Genomic DNA, 13,396 nt, shown 5'->3' with positions numbered 1-13,396 from the left:
ACAAAAAACTTCCATCTTGTCACAGTATTAAAAACATAACAGTACCTTGCAAAGAACACTAGTAAATGATATATTTGTAAATATTGGAATACCCATTAATTGGAACGCACTTTGTAATTCGTATCCCCCTTTCAAAATATAGCATTCTCAACTTTAATCCATCATTCTATAAAGGAAAGTGATTGTTATGAACAAAAATGAATTTTTGGAACAACTTAATTCTTCCCTGCGGAATATGCCTAATGCAGAAAAGAAAGATATTATTTCAGAGTATGAAACTCATTTTATCAGTGGTAAACAGGATGGGAAATGTGAAGAAGAAATTGCTAGAAAACTAGGAAACCCCAAAACGATCGCGAAAGAACTTAATGTTTCCTATGCAATAAGCAATGCTGACAAGAAACGAAGCTTCAAAAATATGATAACCGCACTATTTTCTGTTATGAGCTTAAGTGTTTTAAACTTTACCTTTATCATTATCGCCTTTTTCGTACTACTCTTTTTATTACCGATTCTTCTAGCACTTATCATTGCTACTCCACTATTAATCATTTCACCTATTTTATTAATAGGTTTAGGATTTTTTAAAGGGTTTCATCAAATCAGTTATTCCGATGTTTACAATGTGTTCATCGCTTTTTGCAGCGGTTTACTCATATCCGTCATATGTTACCAAATGGTGAAACATCTATACGCAACTTTAGTAAAGTATTTGAAATGGAATATAGCTATTTTACAAAGATAATAATGAATATAAAAGGAGATTAAAATGAAGAAGTATACTTTATATCTACTCATGTTACTTACAATTTTATTTCTATCAGCTTGTTCAAACAGTGCACAACATAAGGAAGAAAACGATGTGCAATCTATTAAAGATGTAACGATAAAAATTCCAGAAACTATATTCACTTCCTCAAAAAAGAATGAAACGATTAACGAAGACGAAATGAAACAAAATATAAAAACGTATTTAAATTATAGCGGAGAGTTAGACGAAAACATCGTTCCACTTTCGTCAGCCATGTCTGACGAGGAAGTCACGGAATCCGATCGGAAGAAATTAAAACAACTAGTAGATTTAGCGCAACAAAACGATGCGAATTTCCTTAATTTTATTAGTAACAATACGATTCCTGATGATTACAAACAGCCTTCGAAGGAAATTCATGATTACATTTCAGCGTCTACGGCACTTTCAGTGGAACTAGAGCAAGAATTAGATAAACTCGCGCAAGATGGTAACTTATTCAAAACTGATTTTTCTTTTACAAAACGCTTTGAGAAGGTTAATGGTAGGAAGCAAAAAGAAATTGAAACATTTTTGAAGGCGAAGAATATTGAAACGGAGTATTTCCACAAATAACAAACAAAAAAGACGCCCCTATACAGGGGCGTCTTCCACTATTACGCTTGTTGTTGCGCGTTATATAATTCTTCAAGTGGCTGCATGATAATTTTGTTAACGTCAGTGATAACGATGTTTAAACGTTGTTCAGTTTCCATTAACTTTGTGATTTTAGCATCTTGTTGAATGCGAGCTACAACTTCTTGTGCTTTTTGGTTATCTTCTTCACTGATTTCTTGACCTTGCATCATTTTTTGTTGTAGGCCAAGTTGCATTGCGCGGAACTCATCGAATAAGTTCTTTGAATTTGCATCACCTTGTACTGCTGCGTAGCTTGCTTTTAATGTTTGGAAATCTTCGTTTTCAGCGATTGCTTTTTGTAATTCATATGCAACATCATGAATGTTTTTTGTCATTTTATTTTTCCTCCTTTAGAAGGCTAGCGCTTATCATGCGCACCGCCTTTTAAGTGCATTTACATACGCACCTCTTCTTACCATATCAAACTATGCAAGAGATGTGAAGAAATTTCACTTTTATTTCTATGTACTTATCTTTACTACATAAGGAACAACAGGAATAGCCCTTGCACGAGTCCAATCATTCCGCCTAATAAGGCACCTAAATACGTAATCATTTTCAGCTCATTTTTTGTAATGGACAGCACTAAATCTTCTAGTCTCTCTGTTGAAAATGTAGACACTTCTTGCTGGACAATTTCCGCAAGGTGGAGATTGTTTAATATACTTTCTACGTTTTCTGTCCCCCACTTTAAGCCTTTCGTTACAGCACTTGGGACTAGCTTTTCCTTGATTGTTTCTCGAACTGGCTCACATACTTGCTGCACAGATTGATTTAAAAATTTACTCACTGTTTCTTCAACTTTAACCGCTGACAATATGGAGCTTACAATCATTTCTTTTTCTACAAACGTTTCTAATTCTTTTACATCTCTTCCTTTTAACTTTTCCCACTCTTTTTGCAGTACGTCAGTTAAAAGCTGCTTTGTTCCATCTTGCCCTAAAAACTTAATGACTTCTGGCTGCACACGATCCACTACACTTACATTCCCTAAAAACATTCCGACTAAGTTAAGTAGCGTTCCCCTAGAAGCAAAGAAATCATCAATCATTTTTGAAAGACGTGCTTTCCCTTCTTCACTCTCAAAGAAACTAATTCCTCGCTCTAAAATAAATGCCGAGACATTTGGGATTGTATTCTCTATTTTTTCATGAACAGAATGAGGTAAAACCTGTTCCCATGTATATGTATAATACTCTGCTAAAAATGCCTCTATTTTTTCTGTAATCACATGTTCGATTTTCCCGGTCGCCTCTTTTTCTACATGTACTAAATTCCATTTTTCTAACATTTGTCGTAACGACTGTTCATTCGTAATTACTTTATCCACTTCTACTTGTGTCCATTGAATTAAACCTTTTTGAAACTCTTCATTTGTTAATTTCTTTCCGATTCCTTCTGGCGTTAACAAATGTTCGACAACCATTTTCCCTAATTGAACAGCAAGTTCATCGCGGCGCTTCGGAATTAACCCTGGTGTAAATGGAACTTGAAATTTTCCAATATAAATAGGGCGATGAGGACGAAATAACATTTTTATCGCTAAATGATTTGTAAATCCTCCAATAATCGCTCCGAGCCCTGTCGTCGTTAACATACTTAACCATATATTCATTACAATCAACCTTTCGCTTCTCCAAAACTATAGCATATCATCATACGGACAAAAGTATAATGGTATAAAAACGTATTTGCAATATATAGCTATGCCTATTATGCCAACATTTTGTTAGTAAAGGAGTGATTTCGTTGGTTCTCGGTATTTTAACTTCTCACCCTCATTATGAGCAAATGTATTACACCGAAATCGCTAAACGCGCTCGGCTTTATCATAATGTCGTTGCCCAGTTTACGCCATTTGGTATTGATCCTAAAACAGACCTTGTCTCTGGTCTTATTTATGATACAGATACAGGAAAATGGAAAGAGCAAATATTCCCTATTCCTTCTTATATTTACGATCGTTCTTCTTTTAACGAGGAAACAGACTTCAACAAAGCAAAATCAATTATTCACTCATTACACAACCGTCCTACCACTACCTTTTTAAATAACACACTCATTGACTTAAGCGAACTTCATGATTTATTTCTCACGAATAAAAAATTATCTCCTTATATACCAAAATTTGAAATAGCAACGATACAAAACATTTTCAAACTGTTATTAAAAACAAAAGATATTATTATACGGCCTACTAACACACATTCCAATGAAAGTCTGTACCGGATCACTTATAAAAACAAAACGTTTCATATCGATACGATAAATGATGACTATCATACTTCTACTCCAATCAAACGGACAGATGAATTTATATCTTGGTACAAATCTAACATACGATCAGCACGTTACATCATTCATACAATGCTGCAACCACCAAATCAATTAACATACCCGCTCCATATTCGAACCATTTTGCAAAAAAATAAAGAACAGAAGTGGACTGCTATCGGCCAATTTATACAAAAAAGCTCATTTCCGAATCAACTTTTACTTTCGGCAACGGATGATTCCTCGCTGCATTCATTTTCAAAAATTAAATACGTACTATCTAGTACCGGTGTACAATTATTACAAGACGCTTTACATGACATTATCAATGAAGTGTTTCAAACATTAGATGAATCTTATTCTTCGTTATTCGAGCTAGAGCTTTCCACCATTATGGATCAAAAAGGGGCAATTTGGCTTATGTATGTCAACACGATTCCCCCGTACGAACATTACATTCGTCATAGTGATGCACTAGCCGAAAAAATATATCACGGACCACTAAAGTTTAGTCGCTTCACACCATAATGAAAGGAGGTAACACCATTTTGAAAGAGCACATATATACATTAAACATTTCAGATGAGCATCCAAATAGTATTACTTTACCTTACATTTTTTCCATTACACCACCAATTGCATCTCTTTCCTTCGGCGTACGCCATGTTGCAAGTGAAGAGGTGAAAATTCATTATTCCTTTACTCGCGAAATCATTATCGGAAAACAAATTGCAGAGAAACTTTTACTTCCTCATTCCACTACTATCCATGCATTCACGCAAAATGAAACCATTATTTTCGGACCATTAATCGGGATTTTCACAACCGGTTTTAACGATGACTCTTCTAATCCTTTAGGAAACCGTTCAACTTCTCTCAGCGAGTTACTAACGCCGCCATTCACCTTGCGACCATTTGTATTTGTTTTTGGTGTGCAACATATAAACTGGGCAGACGAAACAATTGAAGGGTATTTCTTTCAAGAGGAACAGTGGATTAAGAAAAAAGTCCCTTTACCGAATGTCATTTATGATCGATTACCAAATCGGAAAGCCGAAAATTATAAACCGATCGTAAGAGCAAAAAGAAAATTAGAGCATGACTATTCCATTCCGTGGTTTAACCCAGGTTTTTTCAATAAATGGGAAGTGCATCAACTTCTTATGAAAGATGAATCCATTACTCCCTTATTACCAAACACGGAAGCTTTTCAACATTTCGAACAAGTAGAACGCTTTCTTGGGACGTATAAATCTGTTTACATGAAACCGATACACGGTAGCTTCGGGAGAAACATTCATCAAATATTTTACTCTCAAACAGAGAATTGCTACTACTGTCGTTATCGCGAAAATGAAGAAAATAAACTAAGAAAGTACCAATCATTAGAAACGCTTCTAAACCATGTGTTAAAAGGACATGATTTAAAAAAATTTATCGTACAACAAGGTATTTCCTTACTTCGCTTCGATGGGCAACCTGTTGATTTTCGCATTCATACAAATAAAAATCATTTCGGCCAATGGATGGTCAGTGCAATCGTTGCAAAAATTGCTGGCAAAGGTAGCTTAACAACGCATGTAAATAGCGGTGGCGATACAAAATTACTGCAAGAACTTTTTCCAGATTCAACGAAACAAGTTCAAATTGAAAATAAATTAAAACATACAGCCTTACAACTCAGTTACGCGCTCGATGAACAAGTAACCGGAAATATTGGAGAAATTGGTTTTGATATCGGTTTAGACACAGGGGAAAACCCGTGGCTCTTTGAAGCAAACTCTAAACCTGGGCGAACTGTATTCCAAGATGAAAAGTTAAAAGAACAAAGTGAACTGACGCGCCAATTATTTTACGAATATGCCATCTACTTAACTGAACATTCTTTGCGCGATGCAAAAGAAAAAATGTCTCAAATAAAATCCGGAACTCCAACAAACACCGAACATATCCCATCCCCTATGATTCACTCACAAATACAAAAACAAAAACTTCCACCTCATTCATAAGGTGGAAGTTTTCTATTTACACAAGTTTCACTACAACCTCTGTTTCCACGTTACATACTCCGCAATAAAAAATATGATTGCAGTATTCATTTGAATTATTATGTGTTAATCCATCTACTGCACTCAATAATTCTTGGTCCATATACGCACTATAATCGTCTATGTAATCTACAGTTTTTCCATAATCTTGGAGTATACCTTGGCAATTTTGACAAGAATATGTTTGTGATTCTAATGCGTTGCAAAGCGGGCAAATTCCCATCACGATTCCTCCATACGTTATCATTTACAAGCAGATTGAAGAGAGCATCTAGCCGTGCATAGGAGCGTCCTGTCCCCCCTACTTAAAATAGAACTATAAAGTTGCTACCGATTTAATTTTAGTAAGTCATAAATAAGAAGTTAATGATTTGCCCCACAATAGCGGGATACAAAAAGAAAAACATATTTCATATCGCTCTTAGTTTAGCCTTCTTTCTAAAAAATACAACGATTACTCTTATTTCATAATTTACGAAATCACTAAGATTTTTTTACAAAATTTACAAATTATTATTTCGTATATCTTTCTAGGTAACATCCATACTATGAGTACAAACTTAATTACCGATGGATTAGCGCCAAACGGGGCGATAATCTGGTTCAAATCCAGCTAGTCCAACCAAAAAAAATTTTTATAACTCTAAGGAGGATATATTCCTATGGCAAACCAAAATTCTTCAAATCAATTAGTAGTACCAGGAGCAACAGCTGCAATCGACCAAATGAAGTACGAAATCGCTCAAGAATTTGGTGTACAATTAGGAGCAGATTCTACGGCTCGTGCTAACGGTTCTGTTGGTGGAGAAATTACAAAACGTCTAGTTGCAATGGCTGAGCAAAGCCTTGGCGGATTCCAAAAATAAATATATATGGCAAAAAGGTCTCAAGGCATATGCCTTGAGACCTTCCTTCATTTACTGCAACATTTGTAAAAACTTCTTCGTGCGTTCTTCTTTTGGATTTGTAAATACATCTTCTGGTGTACCTTGTTCGACAACGACACCGCCATCCATGAAAATAACGCGGTTCGCAATTTGATGCGCAAAACGCATTTCGTGCGTTACAATGACCATCGTCATGCCTTCTTTAGCAAGTTCTTTCATTACTTTCAGAACTTCTTGAACGAGTTCAGGATCAAGTGCTGACGTCGGCTCATCAAATAGTAACACTTCCGGCTCCATCGCAAGCGCGCGAGCAATTCCAACGCGCTGTTGTTGTCCGCCTGATAATTGGAACGGATATAAGTCTACTTTATCCGCAAGACCAACTTTTTCAAGGAAATAGTTTGCTTTTTTCTTCGCTTCTTCTTTCCCCATCTTTTTCACTGTAACGAGCCCTTCCATTACATTTTGAAGTGCTGTTAAATGCGGAAATAGATTATGGTGCTGGAATACCATACCTGTTTGCGTACGAAGATTGACAATATCTTTCTTCGATACTTTTTGAGAGAAGTCGAGCTCTTTATTACCGATGCGAATATTACCAGCGTTCGGCGTTTCTAACACGTTGAGACAACGCAGGAATGTCGTTTTACCAGATCCAGATGGGCCGATAATAACAACAACTTCCCCCTTCTCAACTGATAAATCTATATGCTTTAGTACGGTATTATCTCCGAAACTTTTTTGTAAATGTTGAATTGAAATCATAAAAACAAAAACTCCTTTTATGAAAGGGTTATTTTAGAGTGTAACGTTCTGAACGTTTTTCTAATATTTGTTGCACAATAGATAATAAGAAGCAAATTGCCCAATAAATTAGACCTGCTTCGAAATAAACAATTAAAAACTCATAGTTCATTGCCGCAATTTCCTGCGCTTTTCGGAACATTTCTGTTACTAAAATTAATGATGCTAATGAAGTATCCTTCACTAAACTAATAAATGTATTCGAGAGCGGCGGAATAGATACTCGCGTTGCCTGCGGTAAAATAACACGTTTTAATGCTTGCGGGTATGTCATCCCAATTGTGTAAGCTGCTTCCCACTGTCCTTTCGGGATTGAAAGGATAGAAGCACGAATAATTTCAGATGCATACGCACCAACATTTAACGAAAATCCAATAACTGCTGCTGTATATGGCTCAACTTCAATATTAAGAGTTGGAAGACCATAGAAAATAATAAATAACTGTACAAGAAGTGGCGTTCCGCGAATGATAGATACATAGATACGAGCAATCCATTGTAAAATACGACTACCTGAAATACGTGCAAGCGCTGTTAACGTCGCAAGTATAATCCCGATAATAAATGTAATAAGCGTTAATGGAATTGTCGTAAATACAGCTTCCTTCAGCATAGGCATGAAGGAAGACTGCATAATATCTATCCAAGTAGACAATCGATCTGAAACCAACGCACTACTTAGATACATTTTCACCGAACCATTTTTTCGCTATTTTATCGTACGTACCATCTTTTTTCATATCTTCTAACGCTTTATTTACTTCTTGTACTAGCTTGTCGCTACCTTTACGGAATAAGAATCCACTCTGTGACGCTTCTTTTTCTGTATCTACAATTTTAATTTTTGCATCTTTTTTCGTTTCTAAATAATTTAACACTGATAATTTATCATTAATTGTGAAATCAACACGGCCAGTGTTTAATAATTCTGCAGCTTGGCTAAAGCCTTCTACATTCGTGATTTCCGCACCATTTTTCTTAGCAATATCTGCATAGTTACTTGTTAAAGATTGTGCTGCTTTTAATCCTTTTACATCAGCAAATGTAGCAGGTTTATCTTTATCCTTCGCAATAACTAATACCGCTGAAGATGAAACATATGGGCTAGAGAAGTCATATTTCTTTTGACGATCTTCACGAATACCAACTTCATTCGCAACCATGTCGAAACGTTTTGCATCTAAACCAGCAAGTAAGCTATCCCATTGTGTTTCTTTAAATACAGGCTTTACTCCTAAACGTTTTGCAACTTCCTCTGCTAATTCAACGTCAAATCCAGTTAATTTATTACTTGAATCGTGGAATGTGAACGGTGGATATGTACCTTCTGTTCCAATTACAAGTTCACCACTTTGTTTTATCTTTTGTAACGCATCTTGATTAGCTGTATCTTTTTTCTCTTCTTTACCGCAGCCCGCTACAATCCCGATTGCTAATGTAGTTACTGCAAGTACTGAAAATAATTTTTTCATGATGGTAATCCTCCAAGTATTCTGATAGGAATTTAAAAACTATATTGATTGTATGCAATCTTGAACAATTTTTCAATGAAAATGTTCTTATTTAGTTTATCCTTTTTCTTCATAATCAAACAAAAGGGGAAAATAACGCTACATACAAAAAATAAGTAACATTTTTTAATATAGCATTTATAAAGAAAAAGGTAAAACAATACTTCTTATTTAACAGCCCTGATTCACTAAAAAAGAACTTGTGAAAATCACAAGTTCTCCTCCATACATATTAAGCGCTCTGGTTTCCTTCCATTTGCGTTTTATACATATCGTAATAACGCCCGCGCTTTTTCATTAGTTCATCATGAGAGCCTTTTTCTAAAATCGTTCCTCTATCAAGCACAATAATTTGATCTGCGCTTTTAATTGTTGAAAGACGGTGAGCGATAATAAATGTCGTTCTTCCTTTTTTCACAACTTCTAACGCTTGTTGGATCATCGCCTCTGTTTCTGTATCAATACTAGACGTCGCTTCATCTAAAATTAAAATGGCTGGATCAAAAGCGAGTGCTCTAGCAAACGAAATAAGCTGACGTTCTCCGGTTGAAAGTGCGCTTCCTTTCTCCGTAATTTCTTCATCTATATTGTTCGCAAACCGTTCAGCACCAACATCACGCAATGCTTTTACGATGCGATCTTCTGAAATTTTTTCATTCTCTAAGCTTACATTAGAAGCGACCGTCCCGCTAAATAAAAACGGATCTTGCAGTACGATTCCCATATGTTCACGCGTTGCTTGTTTCGGCATCTCTTTTACATCGTGACCATCAATCGTAAGCTTCCCTTTTTCAAACTCATAAAACTGGAAGAGTACATTCATAATGGAACTTTTTCCTGATCCAGTATGACCGACAAGTGCCACTGTCTCTCCTTGTTTCGCTTCAAAAGAAATATTTTTTAACACTTCATCTTTTCCATTATAAGAAAACGACACATTATCAAACTTTACATTTCCTTGTAAGCGAGGCATACGTTCCTCTTCTACTGCTTCCCCTTTTTCCTCTAACAATTCAAAAACACGTTCTGATGCAACACGCGATTGTTCTAAGTTAGCAAGCTGATTTACCATATTTGTAATTGGCGAGAACAATCGTGTTAAATAATCAACGAACGCATACAGTATCCCTAGAGAAATGACGCCTGAAGCACTTAATGAAGCACCACCGAAATACCAAATCACACCTGTGAAAGCGATATTTCTTAATACAGACACTAAATTATGAGAAGTTGCTGCATTTAAATTCAAAATTTTATTTTGATATTTAAAATAATCGCCATTTAATTCTTCAAACTCTTTCTTCGTTTCACGCTCTTGACGAAACGCTTGAATAATCGGCATCCCTTGAATAGATTCATTCACTGTTCCGTTAATATCAGATAAACGTGAGCGCATTTTATGATTGTATACAGACGCATACTTTCTATAAAGAATTGCCCAAACAATTAAAATCGGGATGATAAGTAAACATAACGTCGCCAATTTTACATCGAGTAAAAATAGCGCAGCGAATATCCCAATAATATAAATGATACTAGAAACGAATGTCGCCAGTACCGTTACGTATAAATCACGAATGGCTTCCGTATCATTCGTTACACGCGATACAATTTTCCCTGCTGGTAAATGATCGAAATAACGAATCGGCAACGTTTGAATATGAGAAAAGACATCTTCCCTCATAATTTGAATAATTTTGTTCGCTGCCTTCTGTAGGAAAAATTGCTTTCCGTATGCAAATAATGAGACAACTACTAATAAAGCGAAATAACCACCACCAAGTAATAATAGGGGGTTTATTTCTGGTTTATAAAACGCAAACACTTCTTCTTTCGTTAATGCTTTCGCTTTATACACTTGCACTGCCTTACCATTTTGGACGGTAATCATATCATTTTTTACAGTACGTGACCCTTCAGCATTCACTTTATTCGGTACAAAGTAATATTGAAAACCGACTTGCATCACGCGTACTTCTTTTCCTTTTTTCTCACCTTCCTGGAAGCGATCACTTCGCTTATAAAAGGCGCCATTATACGAAACAGCCTCTTCACTCTTTTCTGTTTCATACCAAGGTTTCTCTATCCCGACGATATGATCGTCAATCATCGTTTTCGCGACGAAAGGACCAGCAAGCTCTGCGATAACGAAAATAAATAACATTAGCATCGCTGCAAAAATTGTCCCTTTTACTTTCATCGCATATTGAAACAATCGTTTTGAAACGCTCATATTTTCACCCCACTATCCGCACTTTCATTTTCCCCTTGTTGTCTTTCAAACTGCTCAGCATACCAGCCTCCGCTTTGAATAAGCTGTTCATGCGTACCCTCTTCCATTACTTCTCCTTCATCCATAACGAGAATCCAATCCGCATGTTGTACGGCAGATAAACGGTGCGTCGTAATAATCGTCGTTTTTCCGCTTCTTTCTGTTCTTATATTTTCAATGATCGCTGCTTCCGTACGAGCATCAACAGCTGATAAAGAATCGTCCAAAATTAAAATTTCTGGATTTTGAATGACAGCTCGCGCAATTGAAATCCTTTGTTTTTGCCCTCCTGATAAAGAAACACCCTTCTCTCCAACGAGCGTTTCTAACCCTTCTGGTAAAAACTCTAAATCCTTTGTAAACGCCGCAATTTCAATCGCTTTCTCGAGTTCTTCTTCAGTCGCTTCTCGGTTTCCGAATAAAATATTTTCCCTCGCTGTTTTTGAGAACAAAATATGTTCCTGAGGTACATACCCAATCCATCCGAGTACATTTTCATTCGTTATGTTATCTAACGTCACATCAGAGACTGCAATATCCCCATCTCCAAGTGGGTATTGACGAAGAAGCTGGCGTACGAGCGTCGTTTTTCCGCTTCCTGTTTTTCCAACAACCCCAAGCGTTTCCCCTTGTTTTAATGTAAATGAAACCTTTTTTAAATTTGTTTCAGTTGATGAAGGATATGAAAAGGTAACGTCATCGAACTGAATATAATCCGGCTCTTGTACAAGCTTTGGATTTTTCGGATCCTTGACATCCGGTTCATACGCTAACGTTTCATTCACACGGTCTAATGAAGCATTTCCTCTTTGCATAACATTAATTAATTCGCCAATTGCAAACATCGGCCAAATCATCATCCCTAAATACACGTTAAATGAAACAAGTTCACCAAGTGTTACCTTTGATTGAAATACAAGATACGCACCATACACTAAACCAATTAAATAACTAAGACCAACAAGCATTTTCACAGTTGGCTGGAATAATGCATCGATTCTAGCTACTTTCATATTTTTTTCGTATACGTCATTTCCTAAATGATGAAATCTTTCCTGATCCGCGTTCTCTTGTACGTATGCACGAATAACGCGCACACCAGCGATCGATTCAAGTACTTTATCATTCATATCTCCGAACGCATCTTGCGCAACTGTAAATCTCTCATGCAATTTCTTTCCATATATGTTCATCGCATACGCCATAATCGGAAGCGGTATAAGTGCCGCAAATGTAAGCTCCCAACTAATTGTAAATCCCATCATAAAGACAATCGTAAGCATATATAAACTCGAATCCACGAGCGTTAATATACCGAAACCAGCTGTCATAGCAATTGCTTTTAAATCATTTGTCGCTCTCGCCATTAAATCACCAGTACGATTTTTATGATAAAACGTCGGTGTCATCTTAAGTAAATGACCCATAAATTTAGAGCGCATCGTCTTCTCCAGTACGAATGCTCCCCCAAACAATTGATGTTGCCAAACGAAAGTAAGACCATATCCAATTACCGTAACCCCTATTAAAATAAGAATAAATTGCATAATTGCTGCATTCGTTAACGTTCCTGTTTTTATATTATCAATCGTAACCCCTAACACTTTCGGGGGAATGACTTCAACTATATTTACAATTAAAAGAGCTCCAATGGCGATACTATATCTCTTCCAATGCTCTTTAAAAAACCATTTTAACTTTAGTAATACTGATAACAATGTAACCTCTCCCTTCTCGTTCTCGTTTCACTCCCATTTCTTTACCCACTATCCAGATCCATCACATTTACATTTCGTAATCCATACAATCTCATCACACTTTTCCACCTTCCAAAGTTTTATATAGTAACGTGGAAAACAAAAAAAAGCATACCGCCGCTTGACGATATGCACAAAAATGCATAAAAGCGTACGTTACGATATACGCAACGTACGCTTTTTATAAGACAAAGATGCCTTATATATCCGCACGGGTTGCGTAATGATATGAATGTTTTCTGCCATTTAACAGAGCTAAGCCCATTACATTTACGATTACAATCATTACGCACACCCCCTTCATTTATTTTCCATTTATAATCTTACAACTTTATTGAGTATTCTGTCAATTGTTTTTTTTACAAACCGAATAAAAATATACGCTACATCATTTTGAAATAAGGGAATCTTCTG

At 36.2% G+C, this 13,396-nt stretch carries 13 protein-coding genes; 5 read left to right on the top strand and 8 right to left on the bottom strand.

What is annotated here, in order from left to right; translation table 11 throughout:
* Positions 1 to 187: 187 nt before the first annotated feature.
* The gene (locus JDS99_RS09860; RefSeq protein WP_199694994.1) at positions 188 to 745 is read left to right on the top strand and encodes an HAAS signaling domain-containing protein; all 558 of its coding nucleotides are present in this window, start codon (positions 188 to 190) and stop codon (positions 743 to 745) included.
* Positions 746 to 769: 24 nt separating this feature from the next.
* Positions 770 to 1,366: an NDxxF motif lipoprotein gene (locus tag JDS99_RS09855; RefSeq protein WP_060487637.1), complete on the top strand. Its 597-nt coding sequence runs from the start codon at positions 770 to 772 to the stop codon at positions 1,364 to 1,366.
* A 41-nt stretch (positions 1,367 to 1,407) separates the two neighbouring features.
* On the opposite strand, the gene JDS99_RS09850 is transcribed toward JDS99_RS09855, so the two are convergent.
* Both JDS99_RS09850 and JDS99_RS09845 read right to left on the bottom strand, forming a co-directional pair.
* Positions 1,408 to 1,764 (bottom strand): YlbF/YmcA family competence regulator, encoded by a 357-nt coding sequence (locus tag JDS99_RS09850; RefSeq protein WP_000164619.1) that lies wholly within the window; start codon positions 1,762 to 1,764, stop codon positions 1,408 to 1,410.
* A 143-nt stretch (positions 1,765 to 1,907) separates the two neighbouring features.
* Entirely contained in the window at positions 1,908 to 3,044 is a 1,137-nt protein-coding gene (locus tag JDS99_RS09845) for a DUF445 domain-containing protein (protein ID WP_142398699.1), read from the bottom strand.
* A gap of 134 nt (positions 3,045 to 3,178) precedes the next feature.
* Here JDS99_RS09845 and JDS99_RS09840 point away from each other — a divergent pair, with 134 nt between their 5' ends.
* Positions 3,179 to 4,231, top strand: a complete 1,053-nt coding sequence (locus JDS99_RS09840; protein ID WP_199694993.1) for a YheC/YheD family endospore coat-associated protein — start codon at positions 3,179 to 3,181, stop codon at positions 4,229 to 4,231.
* A gap of 20 nt (positions 4,232 to 4,251) precedes the next feature.
* The gene (locus JDS99_RS09835; RefSeq protein ID WP_199694992.1) at positions 4,252 to 5,712 is read left to right on the top strand and encodes a YheC/YheD family endospore coat-associated protein; all 1,461 of its coding nucleotides are present in this window, start codon (positions 4,252 to 4,254) and stop codon (positions 5,710 to 5,712) included.
* Positions 5,713 to 5,728: 16 nt separating this feature from the next.
* Here the strand turns inward: JDS99_RS09835 and JDS99_RS09830 are convergent, their stop codons facing one another.
* Positions 5,729 to 5,974: a hypothetical protein gene (locus tag JDS99_RS09830; RefSeq protein WP_046956678.1), complete on the bottom strand. Its 246-nt coding sequence runs from the start codon at positions 5,972 to 5,974 to the stop codon at positions 5,729 to 5,731.
* A 439-nt stretch (positions 5,975 to 6,413) separates the two neighbouring features.
* Here JDS99_RS09830 and sasP point away from each other — a divergent pair, with 439 nt between their 5' ends.
* A complete protein-coding gene (sasP, locus tag JDS99_RS09825; protein ID WP_000013339.1) occupies positions 6,414 to 6,617 on the top strand; it encodes a small acid-soluble spore protein, SasP family in 204 nt (67 codons plus the stop codon).
* Between the two features lie 51 nt (positions 6,618 to 6,668).
* Here the strand turns inward: sasP and JDS99_RS09820 are convergent, their stop codons facing one another.
* The 5 genes from JDS99_RS09820 to JDS99_RS09800 all read right to left on the bottom strand — a co-directional run bounded on the left by JDS99_RS09820 (position 6,669) and on the right by JDS99_RS09800 (position 12,943).
* Positions 6,669 to 7,403, bottom strand: a complete 735-nt coding sequence (locus JDS99_RS09820) for an amino acid ABC transporter ATP-binding protein (protein WP_000623593.1) — start codon at positions 7,401 to 7,403, stop codon at positions 6,669 to 6,671.
* Positions 7,404 to 7,431: 28 nt separating this feature from the next.
* A complete protein-coding gene (locus JDS99_RS09815) occupies positions 7,432 to 8,130 on the bottom strand; it encodes an amino acid ABC transporter permease (protein ID WP_033657688.1) in 699 nt (232 codons plus the stop codon).
* Positions 8,117 to 8,914 (bottom strand): amino acid ABC transporter substrate-binding protein, encoded by a 798-nt coding sequence (locus tag JDS99_RS09810; RefSeq protein WP_000732834.1) that lies wholly within the window; start codon positions 8,912 to 8,914, stop codon positions 8,117 to 8,119. Before JDS99_RS09810 ends, JDS99_RS09815 begins: the two co-directional genes overlap by 14 nt.
* Positions 8,915 to 9,185: 271 nt before the next feature.
* Positions 9,186 to 11,186 (bottom strand): ABC transporter ATP-binding protein, encoded by a 2,001-nt coding sequence (locus tag JDS99_RS09805; protein ID WP_199694991.1) that lies wholly within the window; start codon positions 11,184 to 11,186, stop codon positions 9,186 to 9,188.
* Positions 11,183 to 12,943: an ABC transporter ATP-binding protein gene (locus JDS99_RS09800; protein ID WP_199694990.1), complete on the bottom strand. Its 1,761-nt coding sequence runs from the start codon at positions 12,941 to 12,943 to the stop codon at positions 11,183 to 11,185. The genes JDS99_RS09805 and JDS99_RS09800 overlap by 4 nt, the downstream gene beginning before the upstream one ends.
* Positions 12,944 to 13,396: the final 453 nt, after the last annotated feature.

Source organism: Bacillus cereus group sp. N6, from assembly GCF_016483705.1.
Classification (GTDB): domain Bacteria; phylum Bacillota; class Bacilli; order Bacillales; family Bacillaceae_G; genus Bacillus_A; species Bacillus_A wiedmannii.
This window is presented reverse-complemented; position numbering and strand designations above follow the sequence as displayed.

Coding starts and splice junctions, on each gene's coding strand:
- JDS99_RS09860 (WP_199694994.1), top strand. CDS start 188: ATGAACAAAAATGAATTTTTGGAACAACTTAATTCTTCCCTGCGGAAT.
- JDS99_RS09855 (WP_060487637.1), top strand. CDS start 770: ATGAAGAAGTATACTTTATATCTACTCATGTTACTTACAATTTTATTT.
- JDS99_RS09850 (WP_000164619.1), bottom strand. CDS start 1,764: ATGACAAAAAACATTCATGATGTTGCATATGAATTACAAAAAGCAATC.
- JDS99_RS09845 (WP_142398699.1), bottom strand. CDS start 3,044: ATGAATATATGGTTAAGTATGTTAACGACGACAGGGCTCGGAGCGATT.
- JDS99_RS09830 (WP_046956678.1), bottom strand. CDS start 5,974: ATGGGAATTTGCCCGCTTTGCAACGCATTAGAATCACAAACATATTCT.
- sasP (WP_000013339.1), top strand. CDS start 6,414: ATGGCAAACCAAAATTCTTCAAATCAATTAGTAGTACCAGGAGCAACA.
- JDS99_RS09820 (WP_000623593.1), bottom strand. CDS start 7,403: ATGATTTCAATTCAACATTTACAAAAAAGTTTCGGAGATAATACCGTA.
- JDS99_RS09815 (WP_033657688.1), bottom strand. CDS start 8,130: ATGTATCTAAGTAGTGCGTTGGTTTCAGATCGATTGTCTACTTGGATA.
- JDS99_RS09810 (WP_000732834.1), bottom strand. CDS start 8,914: ATGAAAAAATTATTTTCAGTACTTGCAGTAACTACATTAGCAATCGGG.
- JDS99_RS09805 (WP_199694991.1), bottom strand. CDS start 11,186: ATGAGCGTTTCAAAACGATTGTTTCAATATGCGATGAAAGTAAAAGGG.